The 16,826-nt window shown below is 30.6% G+C and carries 12 protein-coding genes and 1 riboswitch; of the genes, 8 read left to right on the forward strand and 4 right to left on the reverse strand.

The genetic code is table 11. From position 1 onward, the window contains the following. The 4 genes from BXQ17_RS13090 to metK form a co-directional block, all read right to left on the reverse strand. A complete protein-coding gene (locus BXQ17_RS13090; RefSeq protein ID WP_077811071.1) occupies positions 1–954 on the reverse strand; it encodes a tRNA-dihydrouridine synthase family protein in 954 nt (317 codons plus the stop codon). Positions 955–1,021: 67 nt separating this feature from the next. Next, a complete protein-coding gene (locus BXQ17_RS13095; protein WP_077811072.1) occupies positions 1,022–2,605 on the reverse strand; it encodes a carboxypeptidase-like regulatory domain-containing protein in 1,584 nt (527 codons plus the stop codon). 77 nt (positions 2,606–2,682) lie between these two features. Beyond that, a complete protein-coding gene (locus BXQ17_RS13100; protein WP_077811073.1) occupies positions 2,683–5,163 on the reverse strand; it encodes a zinc-dependent metalloprotease in 2,481 nt (826 codons plus the stop codon). Between the two features lie 156 nt (positions 5,164–5,319). Next, positions 5,320–6,576 carry a methionine adenosyltransferase gene (metK, locus tag BXQ17_RS13105; RefSeq protein WP_077811074.1) on the reverse strand — a complete coding sequence of 419 codons (1,257 nt, stop codon included), beginning with the start codon at positions 6,574–6,576 and terminating at the stop codon, positions 5,320–5,322. A 363-nt stretch (positions 6,577–6,939) separates the two neighbouring features. After that, positions 6,940–7,050: riboswitch (SAM riboswitch) on the forward strand. Between the two features lie 125 nt (positions 7,051–7,175). Here metK and BXQ17_RS13110 point away from each other — a divergent pair. The 8 genes from BXQ17_RS13110 (at position 7,176) to cysD (ending at position 16,772) form a co-directional block, all read left to right on the forward strand. Continuing rightward, on the forward strand, positions 7,176–8,450 hold the full coding sequence (locus BXQ17_RS13110) for an O-acetylhomoserine aminocarboxypropyltransferase/cysteine synthase family protein (protein WP_077811075.1): 1,275 nt from the start codon (positions 7,176–7,178) through the stop codon (positions 8,448–8,450). An 11-nt stretch (positions 8,451–8,461) separates the two neighbouring features. Beyond that, positions 8,462–11,863, forward strand: a complete 3,402-nt coding sequence (thrA, locus tag BXQ17_RS13115; RefSeq protein WP_077811076.1) for a bifunctional aspartate kinase/homoserine dehydrogenase I — start codon at positions 8,462–8,464, stop codon at positions 11,861–11,863. Between the two features lie 46 nt (positions 11,864–11,909). Further along, positions 11,910–13,079: an O-succinylhomoserine sulfhydrylase gene (locus BXQ17_RS13120; protein ID WP_077811077.1), complete on the forward strand. Its 1,170-nt coding sequence runs from the start codon at positions 11,910–11,912 to the stop codon at positions 13,077–13,079. A gap of 58 nt (positions 13,080–13,137) precedes the next feature. Further along, positions 13,138–14,325, forward strand: coding sequence for a polysaccharide lyase family 7 protein (locus tag BXQ17_RS13125; protein WP_077811078.1), 1,188 nt, complete (start codon positions 13,138–13,140; stop codon positions 14,323–14,325). 29 nt (positions 14,326–14,354) lie between these two features. Further along, positions 14,355–14,768: an Rrf2 family transcriptional regulator gene (locus BXQ17_RS13130; RefSeq protein WP_077811079.1), complete on the forward strand. Its 414-nt coding sequence runs from the start codon at positions 14,355–14,357 to the stop codon at positions 14,766–14,768. Positions 14,769–14,977: 209 nt separating this feature from the next. After that, on the forward strand, positions 14,978–15,241 hold the full coding sequence (locus tag BXQ17_RS13135; RefSeq protein ID WP_077811080.1) for a DUF2061 domain-containing protein: 264 nt from the start codon (positions 14,978–14,980) through the stop codon (positions 15,239–15,241). Continuing rightward, positions 15,241–15,855, forward strand: a complete 615-nt coding sequence (locus BXQ17_RS13140; RefSeq protein WP_077811081.1) for a phosphoadenosine phosphosulfate reductase family protein — start codon at positions 15,241–15,243, stop codon at positions 15,853–15,855. Before BXQ17_RS13135 ends, BXQ17_RS13140 begins: the two co-directional genes overlap by 1 nt. An 11-nt stretch (positions 15,856–15,866) precedes the next feature. Then, complete coding sequence (gene cysD, locus BXQ17_RS13145; protein ID WP_172830875.1) at positions 15,867–16,772, forward strand: sulfate adenylyltransferase subunit CysD; 906 nt, start codon at positions 15,867–15,869, stop codon at positions 16,770–16,772. The last annotated feature ends 54 nt before the right edge of the window (positions 16,773–16,826 follow it).

The following is a 16,826-nucleotide window of genomic DNA, read 5'->3' on the forward strand; positions in this document are numbered from 1 at the left end:
TTAACCGTTTTTAGCTTCTTTAAAAATTTCTCTAACAGCGATTTCGTATTTTTTTACGTTTTGAGCTTTTTTAATTTTTTTATAGGTTTTTTGCGGATTGGCAAAACTTTTAGAAAAATATTCCCAGAAACCAAGCATCTTCATTTTAATAGGAGTTGGTCCTGATAAAGCTGCATCATATTCAGTAAAAATTCGATCGTGAAATTCACTAAAAATATCAAATCTATTTTTTGGATATTCTAAAGTATCTTTCTTAATCATACTAGGTAAAAAAGGATCAGCAATTAAGCCTCTACCAATCATCCAATGATCTATTGTAGGGAATCTTTCTTGTAGCTTTTTAAAGGCATTTACAGAGGTAACATCGCCGTTATAATATAATTTGTGATTTGTATTGTCGATACATTTCTGAAAAGAATCTAAATCTGTTCCGCCTTTATACAACTGCTTTCCAATTCTTGCATGAATTGCAATGTTTTTAAGAGGATACTTGTCTAAAACAGGTAAAGTTTTTAAAATTTCTTCAGGATTTTCATAACCCATTCTCATTTTCATGGAAACCAAAACATCAGATTCATTATGAACTTTATGAAGAATATTATTTATTTTTTCTGGATCTGCAATTAAACCAGAACCCATGCCACGTTTGGTAACCATTGGATATGGGCAACCAAGATTCCAGTTTAACTCTTTGTAGCCTAATTTTCTTATATATTTTGCAACAAATAAAAACTCATCAACATCATTTGTAATAATTTGCGGAATAACTTCTAGCGCAGTATTATTTGCCAATTCAATATCTCGCTTATAAGAATTTTTAATAACAAGTTTACCGTTTAATCGAATGTAAGGAGCGTAGAACGTATCGATTCCACCAAAAAAATGATTGAAAGCATTTCTAAATTTATAATCTGTAAAACCTTGTAAAGGAGAAGAAAGTAATGTTTGACTCATGACAAATATTGAGCTGCAAATATAGAATACTTTTTAAAGCAAATACTAAATATAAATATTGAATCTATTAATTTTTAGAGGACTTTAAAGGTGTATTTATCCAATAATCATTCTCTAATTTTAAATCGGTTACTTTAGACTTAGACAAAGGTAAACTCTTGTTTACAAACTCTTTTTGTACGGGTAAAAGTTTATGCTCGAAGACTTCTTGTACAAAAAATTCTCTATATTGGTTTAGCTTTAAACTTGCTCTTTCATTAATTTTAAAGCCTCCGATGTCTTTTATATTTGTAATATCAAAAACAAAATTGTTTACATAGTTGCTATCAGTATCGCTATTATTTAAATCCATTTTTTCTATTGATTTTTTATCAATATGAATAGTTAGAGTTCTTGAATTTTCTATACTAGCTTGTACATCTTTAATTTTTAATTTTTCGTTCTTATAATAAATTTTAAATTTCGACCTTATTGGTGTTATACTTCTTAAATTGATTGGTCTGTTAAAAGAAACCTTAAAAGTTTTATTTTTTTTGTTAAATGTTGTTTTATCAATTTTAAAATAGTTACCATTTGTGGCTTCAAAAAAATTATTAAAAGTAATGTAGTTCAAATACATTTTATCTCTAATAGGTTTGTATGCTATGGTAACAGAGTACTGCGGATTTTTTTTGAATCTGTAATACAAATTATAGTTTAATTTATGAATTGCAAAATCTTGTTTAGAAATATAAATGGTTCCGTAAGCAGCATATTCATAACTAGTTTTTCCCTTAATCGAGTTAAAAGTTACTTCGTACAAAGGTGATTTATCAGAATAAATTATTTTTTTAAGTTTAAACTTATGATTTCTAATAAAATGTTTGTTAAATGTATTGCTAAAAGAAAAAGACATTTTATTGTAATTTCTAATTGTGTTTGTTAAGGATAAAATATTTAATTCATTTCCACCTAACGGACTTATATATACGCTTTCTGAAAATTTCTTATCAGCATTATCATAAGGTATTGTAAGTGTAGAATCTTTGATGAACTTATCGTTTTCAATGTAATTATATAATAAAGATTGATTTTTTTTACTCTTTAATTTATCAGTTTTAAAACCATTGTCAAAAGTTTCAATTATTGCTTCGTTAACATTTATGTAATCTATTTTTTCTTTATAATTATTTTTTTTCTGATAAGAATCTCCAACTGGTTGTTGGTAATCTCTGTAATAACCAATATAAGAATGTGGTTCTGTAGGATAATTGTTTAAGATGTTTTCTATCGCTTTTCTAACAATTTGAACAGCTAAAAGTTTTTTCTTTCTTTTCTTTATTGATGTTGAAATTACGACCTCGTTAAGACTGTTATTATAAACAGTTAAATAGACAATATGTTCTTTTTTATTCTTTAATGCTGATAATTTAATTTCTTTGGTTTTATAGCCGATAGAAGAAATTCTTATAATTCCGTTTGATTTATATTTTCTTGGAATTTGAAATTTACCATTTACATCTGCATGCGTGCCTCTTTTTATTTTTTTTAACATAACTGTTGCATATACAACGGGTTTTTTAGTTTGTTTATCTAAAACTTTAAAAGAGATTTTTTCTTGCGAAAAGTGTACAAACGAGAGAAGAAAAAATAAAAAGGTAATTTTTTTCATGCTATTTTTTTTGCTTTAAAAAGCAAAAACCACGCCAATATTGGGCGTGGTTTTTTAAATGAACATTAATTTTTTTCTTACTTTGGATCTAAAGCTACTTCAATTCTAGCTAAAACATCTTGTAAGTGGTAACGAGAAGTTGTATTAGAAGCTCTTGAAGCTGCATTTCTAACATCTCTTTTTAATCTAGTTAATTCTCCTCTTGCAAAAGATTTAATATCAGACTGACCAACATTTACAGATGGTGTTCCAAAACGTCCTCTTTGGTTTTTAGCATCGTTTAATAAAAAGTCTAAACGCTCTACATGTGCTTTTTGAAGATTTCTTCTATAAGTATCTATAGTTCTACCGCTATATAATTCAGACCAAATACCTTTTCTTAGATCAGAAAACATAGAAACTAAATTGTAAGCTTTAGCGCCATTTAAAGTTTCATTTTCTATCATACGTGCCATTCTATCTGCACTTAAAAGGCTATTTAAAGTTCTTACTTGTAAAGCTCTAACTCTTTCTAAAGCACCACTAGATTGTGTTTTAGAGAAAAGGTCTTTGTCTAACATCCAAGTAGGAGTTTTAAATAATTGATTGATTACAAATTTTAAAGCTGCTTTTTGATGTGCTTTGTCTACATGTGTGTAAACAGCACCTTCTTGATCTGCAGTTTTATAGTTTTCGTAAATACCACCAACATTAGAAGAAACATGTCCCATGTATCTACCAAACTGACCAATAACTTGACCATACATTGTAGCCATTTCGTCATAAGTCTGTCCTTTTTCTGTAGTCCACTCTTCTAATCTAGGTAAAATTCTCTTTAAATTTTTAATACCATAATCACTTGCTTTTATAGCATCGTCACCTAAGTCTTCTGTTTGAGCACTTGGATCTACAACACCAAATTGCTGACGACCAAAATGATACATTGGGTTGTCTGCTTTATCTAAAATCCACTTATCTAAAGTTTCTTTTTCTTCTTCGGCAGTCTTGTCTAAAATTGGTCTATAACCCCAGTTGATAGAGTACTTATCATAAGGACCAATGTCTGGCATTAAAGCAACACCTTTATCTTCTGGTTGTGCAATGTAGTTAAAACGAGCATAATCCATAATTGATGGCGCAGTACCATATTTTTTAGTAAAAGTTGCAGAACGTAAAGAATCTACAGGATAAGCTACAGAACTTCCCATGTTATGAGGTAAACCTAAAGTATGACCTAACTCGTGAGAAGAAACAAAACGAATTAAACGTCCCATAGTTTCTGTCTTAAAGTTATTGCTTCTTGCGTCTTCATTAATTGCTGCAGTTTGTACAAAAAACCAGTTATGTAATAAAGTCATTACATTATGATACCAGTTAATATCAGATTCTAAAATTTCACCAGATCTTGGGTCACTTACGTGAGGTCCGTTTGCGTTAGGAATCGGAGATGCTAAATATCTAATTACAGAATAACGCACATCTTCTGGGCTATACTCTGGATCTTCTTCTTTAGTTGGTGCCATTTTACCAACAATAGCGTTTTTAAAACCAGCTGCTTCAAAAGCTACTTGCCAGTCGTTAACACCTTGTATAATATATGGTACCCATTCTTTAGGAGTTGCTCTATCTACGTAATAAACAATTTGTTTTTTAGGCTCTACTAATTCTCCTCTTTTGAATTTCTCGATATCTTCATCTTTAACTTCTAAACGATATCTATCTAAATATCTAACCGTTTTACTTTTTTGATCTTTTAAACCATAATCTGTTTGACTTCTAGCAAACCAACCAACACGTTCGTCAAAATATCTACGTTTCATTGGTACTTTTGGTAATAAAACCATAGAATTACTCATTTCTAAAGTAATAGAACCAACCGCACTATTAGATGGTGCTTTGTTTGCAAAGTAAGTTTTTACATGTCTTACTTCTATGTTTCTTGGGTAACTACTTACTCTATCTATATAAGAACGAGTCTTATCCATTCTAGTAGCTTGGTAAGCTCTTCTGTAAAAATTAGGGAAACCTAATGGTTTTACATCTGTAGAAAATAAAGAAGTTGCATCTATAACAGTTGCAGTAGAATCTTTACTAAATGCTTTGATAGGAAAAGAAAATAAAATTGGTTCTAAGTTAGAGTTTACTACCGCTTCGTGCACAGGTAACAAAGTATCTGCAACAACACTATGCGAAACAACTCTTAATAAGATTTGTTTATTTTTTTTCTCCCAACGTAAAACTTGTGTATTTGTTTTACCACCACCAAAACCAATACCGCTAGCAGTTTTAGCAATTCTTGTTACCATTAACATTTCTCTTCTTAAAAGAGAATCTGGTATTTCAAATAAATAAGAATTATCTTTTTGGTGCACTTTAAACAAACCTTCGTCTGTTTTGTGTTCTTTGGTTACTACCTTACTATAAGGCTGAATTCCACCTTTTTTAGGTTTAGGTTTCGGTTTTGCTGCAGTTTTCGGTGCTTCTTTTTTCTTTTTCTTCCAAAATTGAGCAGAAGATTCAGTAGAAAAACCAAATACGAAAGCTACTAAAAGCAGCCTAGTAAGTATTTTTTTTGTCATGATATATTTGATTAATATTATAACTTTCGAAGTTACGTAAACAAAAAGTTAAGACTTCTTAAAAAATTGTTAAAGAGAAAACCTACTTACTGTTAAATTTTGAGCATAAAAAAAGCCTTTAGACATATCTAAAGGCTTTTAAAAATTTATATAATTTTATAAATTAAAAGCAGATTTTACTTTCTCTACATAATCTAATTTTTCCCAAGTAAAAGTTTCCACTTCTTCAGAAACAGTTTCTCCCATTGGATTAGAAAAAGTTACTGTTTTAATTTCAGGAGTTCTACCCATGTGGCCATATGCAGCAGTTTCAGAATAGATTGGCGTTCTTAATTTTAAGCGTTGTTCTATAAAATAAGGACGCATATCAAAAATTTCTTCTACTTTTTTACTGATTTCTCCGTCGGATAAACCAACTGTTGCTGTACCATAAGTTTCTACGTTAATACTTGTAGGTTTTGCAACACCAATTGCATAAGAAACTTGTACTAAAACTTCTTTACACAAACCAGCAGCAACTAAATTTTTTGCAATATGTCTAGTTGCATAAGCTCCAGATCTGTCTACTTTAGAAGGATCTTTTCCAGAGAAAGCACCACCACCGTGTGCACCTTTACCACCGTAAGTATCAACAATAATTTTTCTACCAGTTAAACCTGTATCTCCATGAGGTCCACCAATAACAAAAACCCCCGTTGGATTAATGTGATACGTAATATTATCTGTAAATAATTTTTGAATATGAGCAGGTAATTTTGCTACAACTCTAGGAATTAAAATTTCAACGATATCTTCTTTAATTTTTGCTAACATAACATCATCAGACTTGTCAAAATCGTCATGTTGAGTAGAAATTACAATCGCATCAATTCTTTGCGGAACATTATCATCAGAATACTCTATGGTTACTTGAGATTTAGCATCTGGTCTTAAGTAAGTAATGTCTTTGTTTTCTCTTCTTAAAGCTGCTAATTCAATTAAAAGTCTGTGAGACAATTCTAAAGCCAAAGGCATGTAGTTTTCTGTCTCATCAGTAGCATAACCAAACATCATTCCTTGGTCTCCAGCACCTTGTTCTTCTGGTTTTGCTCTATCAACACCTTGGTTAATATCTGGCGATTGTTCGTGAATTGCAGATAAAACACCGCAAGAATTTCCGTCGAACATATATTCTCCTTTTGTATAACCAATTTTATTAATTACATCTCTTGCAATTTGCTGTACATCTAAATAAGTTTTAGATTTTACTTCTCCAGCCAATACAACTTGCCCAGTTGTAACTAATGTTTCGCAAGCTACTTTACTTGTTTTATCAAAGGCTAAAAAATTATCTATTAGAGCATCAGAAATTTGATCTGCTACTTTATCAGGATGTCCTTCAGAAACACTTTCTGAGGTAAATAAATATGACATAATATTCTTCTTTTAAATGTTGTAGGAAATTAAAATTGATTGCGTAGTCGCTAAAAGAAGTAGATAATTACTGCTTTAGCATTTTTTTATTGAGGTTGCAATCAGTTCAAATTTTTCCTCTTAATTCGACTGCAAAAGTACACTATAAATTTAAAAGCTACACTTTTTTATCATAATTATTTATGATAGCATCATCAATAAATCAATTTTAAGAGTTTTAAAACGCTGTTTTTAAGGAATAATTAAAACTTAGTATAATAAAATGTGAAATTTGTAGCCGTAAAAAAATAGTTGCGATTTTATTAGGATATTAAATTTTTCTGAACATATATTTGTACTCACAAAGTTCAATAACTTATTGAAATGTTATCAAGAAAGGTGAAGGGATTAGACCCGATGAAGCCTTAGCAACCCTTTAGAAATAAAGAAGGTGCTACATTCTACCTAAATATTTTGTATTTGGATAGATAACAAAAAAGAATTTTCCTGTTCTGGAAACTTCTATTTTCTTAATAACATTTTTCTAGTAAGTACATCAATCATAAATTGATGCATTCAACTTTTGTTTTAATCATTTATTAACTCAAAAAAATAGAAAAATGAGTACTCAAAAATTAGCAACAAACGCATTACATGCAGGGCATGACGTAACAAAAAACGGAGGAACAAGAGCAGTTCCTATTTATCAAACATCTTCGTATGTTTTTGACAATTCAGAACACGCAGCAAATTTATTTTCGCTTAAAGAATTAGGTTTTATTTACACACGTTTAAATAACCCTACAAATCAAATTTTACAAGATCGATTGGCAGCAGTTGAAGGTGGTATTGGAGCTGTGGTTTTTGCTTCTGGTACGGCAGCAATTTCTACAGGTTTGTTAACGCTTTTAAAAGCAGGAGATCATATTGTAGCTTCGAGCAGTTTATACGGCGGAACGTATAATTTATTAAGCGTTACGTTACCAAGATTTGGTATTACTACAACTTTTGTAGATGCTTCTAATCCTGATAATTTTGCAGAAGCTGTAAAAGAAAACACAAGAGCATTTTTTGTAGAATCTTTAGGGAATCCGAAGTTAGATGTTTTAGATTTAGAAGCAATTGCTGTACATTCTAAAGCTGCAGAAGTTCCTTTTATTGTAGATAATACGGTAGCAACACCTGCATTATTAAATCCGATTAAACATGGTGCAAATATTGTAATACATTCACTTACAAAATATATTGGCGGACAAGGAACTTCTTTAGGAGGCGCAATTGTAGATGCAGGAACTTTTAATTGGGCGAATGGTAAATTTCCAGAATTTACAGAACCTTCTGCTGGGTATCATGGTTTAAAATATCACGAGGCTTTAGGTGCAGCATCATATACTTTTAAATTGATTTTAGAGGGATTGCGTGATTTTGGTGGCGCTTTAAGTCCAACAAACGCATTTAATATTATTCAAGGTTTAGAGACGTTGCCGGTTAGAATTCAGCAACACTCTAAAAATGCTTTAGAATTAGCAAAGTGGTTAGAAGCACAAGAAGAGGTTGCTTGGGTAAATTATCCTGGTTTAGAAAGCAGTAAATACAAAGATTTAGCTGATAAATATTTACCAAAGGGGCAAAGTGGTATTGTAACTTTTGGGCCAAAAGGCGGTTTTGAAGCGGCAAAAAAAATAGCAGATAAAACAAAGGTTTTCTCTTTGTTGGCAAATATTGGTGATACAAAATCATTGATTATTCATCCGTCTAGTACCACACATCAACAGTTAGATGAAACGGCACAAGAAAGTGCAGGTGTATCGCAAGATTTAATTCGTTTGTCTGTTGGTATTGAAGATATAGAAGATTTAAAAGCAGATTTAAAGGCAGCTTTTTCAGAAATATAAATCGATTTTACTTGAAAGAATTACTAAAACATATCAAAATAAAAAATTTTACCACAGAAGCTGGTATAAAAATTCCTGAATTAAATTTGAGTTATCAAGTTTTTGGTAAAGAATTAGGGTCGGCTCCTGTGGTTTTAATCAATCATGCATTAACAGGTAATTCTAATGTTGCCGGAAAAGAAGGTTGGTGGCAGGATATTGTAGGTTTAGATAAAGCAATAAACACAGAGGTTTATACCATTTTGTCTTTTAATATACCAGGCAATGGTTTTGATAGTTTTTTAATTGAAAATTATAAAGATTTTATAGCAAGAGATGTTGCCAATATTTTTTTAGAAGGATTGAATCTATTAAAAATTGATAGAATATTTGCTTTGATAGGAGGTTCTTTAGGTGGCGGAATTGCTTGGGAAATGTTGGTCTTAAATACAAAATTAACGAAACATTTTTTACCAATAGCAACAGATTGGAAATCTACAGATTGGTTGATTGCCAATTGTCAAATTCAAGAACAATTTTTGGTAAATTCTAGCAATCCTGTGCATGATGCACGCATGCATGCAATGTTATGTTATAGAACGCCAGAAAGTTTTAAAGAGCGTTTTCATCGATCAAAAAAAGTAAATTCAGATATTTTTGATGTAGAAAGCTGGTTGTTGCATCATGGCAAAAAGTTACAAGAACGTTATCAATTATCGTCTTATAAATTAATGAATCAATTATTAAAAACGATTGATGTTACCAACGGAGGTTTAAAATCTGAAGAAATCTTAGATAAGATAGAGGCCAACATTCATATTATCGGGGTAGATTCTGATTTGTTTTTTACTGCGGAAGAAAACAGAGAAACACATAAAAAGTTAGCATTAACAAAAGACAATGTTACTTATAACGAAATAAATTCGGTGCATGGTCATGATGCTTTTTTAATAGAATATGATCAATTAGAAAAAATTATTGCACCAATTTTTAATAAAGATTACAGAGAAAAGAAGATGAAAGTTTTAAAGTTTGGAGGGAAATCTTTAGCCAACGGAAAAGGCTTAGAAAATGCGATACGTATTATTGCAAAAAAATACGAAGAGAATAAAAAAATTACGGTTGTAGTTTCTGCAAGAGGCAATGCAACTAACAATTTAGAAGATATTTTAAATACTGCTGCAGCTAAACAAGAGTACAAGTCTAAATTCGAAGAGTTTAAAAAATATCAGCAAGAGCCAACTAATAAAGTAGATTTTACAACAGAATTTACAAAACTAGAAACCTTTTTTGAAGGGGTTTCTTTATTAGGCGATTACAGTAGTAAAATTAAAGATGAAGTTTTAGCGCAAGGAGAATTATTGTCTGTAAAATTAGTAGCAAGTTTACTAGAACAAATTAGTGTGCCGGCAAATGCAATAGACGCTAGATCTTTAATAATTACAGATGAAAATTTTGGAAATGCACAACCAATAACAGCAGTTTCAAAAGAGAATGTAATAGCATTTTTTAAGAAAAACAACAACGTAATAAATATTGTAAGTGGCTTTGTAGCTGCAAATAAAAAAGGAGAAACAACGACATTGGGTAGAAATGGTAGCAATTATACTGCAGCATTATTAGCCAATTATTTAGATGCAGAAGAGTTACAGAATTATACACATGTAAGCGGAATTTTTACGGCAAACCCAGATTTAGTTGCAGATGCTAAAAAGATAGAGCAGTTGTCTTTTTCTGAAGCAAATGAATTGGCAAACTTTGGGGCAACAATTTTGCACGCCAAAACCATTATACCGCTTATAGAAAAAAACATCAATCTAAGAATTTTAAATACTTTTCAAGAAGAAGATAAAGGTACGCTTATCACTTCGGCATCTTCATCAAAAGGAATTAAATCTATTTCTACAATTAATGATGTTGCTTTGTTAAATTTTGAAGGTAGAGGTTTGCTAGGTAAAGTTGGTGTAGATGCAAGAATTTTTAAAGCTTTAAGCGATAGAAATATAAGTGTTAGTATTATTTCTCAAGGTTCATCAGAAAGAGGAATCGGATTAATTATAGCAGAAAATGAATCTGAAGAAGCAATAAATGCCCTTGAAAAAGAGTTTGAAAACGACTTTTATTCACAAGATGTAAATCAGATTTCTGTTGTTAAAGATGTTGCAGTAATTTCTATAATTGGTCAAGATTTAAGTGAGTTTCATCATCCTTATAATGCTTTAATTAAAAATCAAATTGTGCCTTTGTTGTTTAACAATACAGTTACAGGTAAAAATGTTAGTTTGGTTGTTAAGAAAACAGAATTACATAAGGCAGTTAATGTAATTCATGGGCAAGTTTTTGGTATTGTTAAGAAAATTAATATTGCTGTTTTTGGTAAAGGTTTAGTTGGTGGTACATTAATAGACCAAATTATAGAAAATACGCAGTCTGTTTTAGAAAGAAGAAAATTACAATTGAATGTTTTTGCTGTAGCAAATTCTAAAAAAGTACTGTTAAAAAAAGATGGCGTTTCTAAAAATTGGAAAGAGAATCTTTTAGAAAGTGGTGTAGAAAATGTAAACGTTAATGATATTATTGCCTTTGCAAAAGCACATCATTTCGAAAATTTAATAGCCGTAGATAATACTGCTAGTGTAAATTTTGTAGCTAATTATTTACCTTTAATAGAAGCCGGTTTCGATTTAGTTTCTTGTAATAAAATAGCAAATACTTTATCTTTTGATTTTTATAAAGAAATAAGAGCTAAATTAAAAGAATATAAAAAACAATATTTATACGAAACCAATGTTGGTGCTGGTTTACCTTTGATAGATACAATTCGATTATTACATGAATCCGGAGAAAATATAACTAGAATTAGAGGTGTTTTTTCTGGAAGTTTAAGTTATTTATTCAATAATTTTTCTGATAAAAATGTTCCTTTTTCTAAAGTTTTAAAAGAAGCAATTGATAAAGGGTTTACAGAGCCAGATGCAAGAGAAGATTTAGGGGGTAATGATGTTGCTAGAAAATTATTGATACTTGCAAGAGAATTAGAATTAGAAAATGAATTTGATGAAGTTGTTATCAAAAATTTAATTCCAGAGAATTTAAGAGAAGGTTCAGCAGAAAGCTTTTTAGAAAATTTAGAATTATTAAATACCGAATATCAGACTTTAAAAGAAAATCAAAAACCAAATCATGTTTTAAGATACATTGGCGAATTAAGCGGAGATTTATCAAAATCAAAAGGTAATTTAGAAGTGAAATTAATTTCTACAGAAAAATCTACTCCTTTAGGGTCTCTAAAAGGTTCTGATGCTATTTTTGAAATTTACACAGAATCATATGGCGAGCAACCAATTGTAATACAAGGTGCCGGAGCCGGAGCAAGCGTTACTGCAAGAGGAGTTTTTGGTGATATTTTAAGATTGGCAAAACATAATAATTGACACAAAGTGTCACTCTGAACTTGTTTCAGAATCATAAAAAATAAAAATGAGTAAAAACAAACATTTTGAAACATCAGCAATAAGAAATCAGACAGAAAGAAGTCAGTTTTCAGAACATTCTACACCTTTATATTTAACATCGAGTTTTGTTTTTGATGATGCAGAAGAAATGAGAGCTTCTTTTTCAGAAGAAAAACAACGTAATCTGTATAGTAGGTTTACAAACCCAAACACAACAGAATTTGTAGATAAAGTGGTTGCTATGGAAGGCGCAGAAACAGGTTATGCATTTGCGACAGGTATGTCTGCAATATTTTCAAGTTTTGCGGCATTATTAAACGCAGGCGATCATATTGTATCTTGTAGATCGGTTTTTGGGTCTACACATAGCATGTTTACAAAATATTTACCAAAATGGAATATTGAAACTTCTTACTTTAAGGTTGATGAAGTAGATTTAGTTGAAAGTTTAATTAAAGAAAACACTAAAATTCTTTATATAGAAACACCAACAAATCCGGCAGTAGATATTTTAGATTTAGCACTAATAGGTAAAATTGCAAAAAAGTATAATTTAATTTTTATTGTTGATAATTGCTTTGCAACTCCTTATGTACAACAACCAATAAAATTTGGTGCAGATTTGGTTATTCATTCTGCTACAAAATTAATGGACGGGCAAGGTAGAGTTTTAGGTGGTGTAACTGTTGGTAGTAAAGATTTAATTAGAGAAATCTATTTATTTGCTAGAAATACAGGGCCAGCAATGTCGCCTTTTAACGCTTGGGTTTTGTCTAAAAGTTTAGAAACTTTGGCATTAAGAGTAGAAAAACATGCAGAAAATGCTTTAAAAGTTGCTCAGTTTTTAGAGGAAAATGAACAGGTAACTTTGGTGAAATATCCATTTTTAAAATCGCATCCACAATACGAAATTGCAAAAAAGCAAATGAAATTAGGCGGTAATATTGTTGCTTTTGAAATTAAAGGCGGTATCGAAGCCGGAAGAAATTTTTTAAATAAAATTAAAATGTGTTCTTTATCTGCTAATTTGGGCGATACTAGAACCATTGTAACGCATCCTTCTTCTACGACACATGGTCGTTTGTCTGAACAAGATCGTTTAGAAGTTGGCATTACAGATGGTTTGGTTAGAGTTTCTGTAGGTTTAGAAAATGTAAAAGATATTATTGATGATTTAAAACAAGCATTACAATAAAATTAATATTTAATTATTCTTTTTACTACCTTTAAGGTTTTTTAAATCAAAAGGTTTTATGCGATTATTGCAAAATATTTTTTCTTTTTTCTTTTTAACATTAATCTTAAGTTGTGGTTCTAGTGAAACCACAGAAGATATTTTTATAGAAAAATTAACTGTAAATTCTTTATCAGAATTTTCGGTTCAAGAAGAAACAAAATCAGTTAATATTTCTTCTAATATAGATTGGAATGTGACTACAAACCAAAATTGGATTTCTGTTACACCAACTTATAGCTCTAATAATGGTAAAATTGATGTTACTGTTTCAGAAAACACAACATTAAATGCCCGAACAGGAACGATACAAATTTCTGGTTTAAGTTTATTAGAAACAATAGAGGTAAAGCAAGCGGCTAGAGAAAATGTTACGAAAGCACCATCAGAAAACTTTGATTTATCAACTTGGAATTTAAGTATCCCAGAAAATAACGGAAACGGTACAGCAACTACAATTACTGTAAGCGAATTAAATAATAAATATCAAAATAATAAATATTTTTATACTTCGGATGATGGTGGAATGGTTTTTAAATGTCCTGTAGATGGTTTTAAAACTTCTGCAAACACAAGTTACACCAGAGTTGAGTTAAGAGAAATGTTACGCGGTACAGATACAAGTATTAGTACTAAAGGTGTAAATAAAAATAATTGGGTTTTTGGTACTGCGCCTTCTGCGGATTTAAATGCAGCAGCTGGTTTTGACGGAGAAATGAAGGCAACACTTGCTATTAATAATGTTACTACTACAGGTAATAGTAGTCATGTTGGTAGGTTGGTAATTGGTCAAATTCATGCAAATGATGATGAGCCTGTAAGAATTTACTACAGAAAATTAAAAGACAATGCTTTAGGTTCTATTTATTTTGCACATGAACCAACAGATGGTAATGGTAGCGAGCAATGGTACGAGTTAATTGGTTCTAGAAGCAGTAGTGCTTCCAATCCAACAGACGGAATTGCACTGAATGAAAAGTTTACTTATTCGATAAAAGTTGTTGGAGATAATTTAACAATAACAATTAGTAGAGACGGTAAAGATGATGTGTCTAAAACTGTAGATATGGTTAATAGCGGTTATAATGTTGGTGGGCAGTACATGTATTTTAAAGCAGGTGTTTACCATTTAAATAACTCTGGCGATGCTACAGATTTTGCACAAGCTACTTTTTATAATTTAGATAAAAGCCACACAACTAAATAGTACATATTTATTAAAAATCTAGTAAATTAATGCTTTCAAAAAAGACAAAATACGGAATAAAAGCGCTTACTTATTTAGCAAAACAAGAAAATAAAAATCCTGTTGCAATTGCTACAATTTCTAAGAGCGAAAATATTTCCCTAAAATTTTTAGAAACTATTTTGTTAACACTTCGTAAAAACGGAATTTTAGGTTCTAAAAAAGGAAAAGGCGGTGGTTATTATTTACTTAAAAGTCCTTCGGATATTCCAATGACAACTGTTATGCGTATTTTAGAAGGGCCAATATCTATGGTGCCTTGCGTAAGTTTAAACTTTTATGAAAAATGTGATGATTGCCCAGATGAAAATGCATGTTCTGTGCATCGTTTAATGATTAAGGTGAGAGATAATACGCTAGATATTTTTAGAAATACTTCATTAGCAGATCTCTGTAAGTGCTAAAATAATATTTGAATTTTATTGGTAAATAATTGTTGGTCTTAAGTCGTTTTAGGTTTAAGATTCGCAAAATTTATTTATTATTTTTATTAATCTACTAAATCTATAGGGTTTAAATGAAAATTGACAAGAATCCTTGTTAAACTAATAAAAATTACCGTAGGTTTGCATTGTCCTACCAAACTAGTAGGTAATTGAATTAATTAATAACTATGATTTTAAATCAAATCATTTTTAGTAAAAAAACACAAAGTAGAGGTTTTACAGAAGATAAAACGTCTGAAAAACCTTTACGAAGTGTAATAAAAGCTTTAAGCTGGAGACTTATAGGTACTTTAGATACTTTGGTTGTGTCTTATTTTTTAACTGGTAAAATAGGTTTGGCAACTTCTATTGCATCTGTAGACTTTGTAACGAAGTTAATATTATACTTTTTTCACGAAAGAATTTGGAACAAAATAAAATGGGGAAAATAATGAACCTAGATTTAGATAAAATAAATGCTGAATTAAATAACAAAAGCCCAAAAGAAATAATTGCTTGGGCAATTTCAATAGCTAAAAATGCAGTAATTACTACAAATTTTAGGCCTTATGAAGTTGTTATTTTAAATGCGGTAACAGAAGTAAAAAAAGACATTAAAGTAATTTGGTGTGATACAGGTTATAATACAGTACAAACATACAGACACGCAGAAGAATTGATTGAAAAATTGAATTTAAACATACAATTATACACACCTAAGCAAACAGTTGCTCATAGAAATGTTGTGTTAGGTGTTCCGTCAATCGAAGATCCAAAACATGCAGAGTTTACAAAGCAAGTTAAGTTAGAGCCTTTTACAAGAGCTATGCAAGAACATCAACCAGATGTTTGGTTTACAAATTTAAGAAAAGGACAAACTGCATTTAGAGATAGTATAGATGTTGTCTCTGTAAGTAAAGATGGTATTTTAAAAGTCAGTCCGTTTTACAATAGCACAGACAAAGAATTAGATGCTTATTTAATCGAAAAAAACTTACCAAACGAGTTTACATATTTCGATCCAACAAAAGTAGAAAGTAATAGAGAATGTGGTTTGCATATCTAAAAGAGATGATTATGAATCAAAGAACAATACAAGTAGATGCTTTAGAAAGTGAAGCAATATATATATTTAGAGAAGTAGTTGCGCAGTTCGAAAAACCAGTGTTGCTTTTTTCTGGCGGAAAAGATAGTATAACTTTAGTGCGTTTGGCGCAAAAAGCATTTTATCCTGCAAAAATTCCTTTTCCTTTAATGCACATAGATACAGGGCATAATTTCCCCGAAACTATAGAGTTTAGAGATCGTTTAGCTAAAGAATTGGGCGTAGAATTAATTGTTAGAAATGTACAAGATAATATAGATTCTGGTCGTGTTAAAGAAGAATCTGGTAGATACGCTAGTAGAAACATGTTACAAACAGAAACTTTGTTAGACGCTATCGAAGAGTTTGGTTTTGACGCATGTATTGGTGGTGCAAGAAGAGATGAAGAAAAAGCAAGAGCCAAAGAAAGAATCTTTTCTGTAAGAGATGATTTTGGCCAATGGGATGAGAAAAATCAACGTCCAGAAGTTTTTGATATGTTAAACGGACGTATCGATTTAGGGCAAAATGTGCGTGTGTTTCCGATATCAAACTGGACAGAGCTTGACGTTTGGTCTTACATAAAAGAAGAAAAAATTGAAATTCCGTCTATATATTTCGCTCATAAAAGAAAAATTTTTGTGAGAGATGGCATGATTTGGTCTGCAGATGATGCGGTAGTTTACAGAGATGAAGAAGAGGAAGTTATAGAAAAAATGGTTCGTTTTAGAACCGTAGGCGATATGAGTTGTACCGCAGCTGTTTTATCTGATGCCGTAGATATAGAAAAGGTAGTAGAAGAAATTCGAGATTCCTCGATATCAGAAAGAGGAGCAAGAATTGATGATAAACGTTCTGAGGCGGCAATGGAAAAAAGAAAACAACAAGGATATTTCTAAAAATTTCTTGAGAAAATTTAAGTCTTTAGCTTTTGACTTTAGTCTTTAGCAAAA

It is taken from the genome of Polaribacter sp. BM10 (assembly GCF_002005425.1).
GTDB lineage: Bacteria > Bacteroidota > Bacteroidia > Flavobacteriales > Flavobacteriaceae > Polaribacter > Polaribacter marinaquae.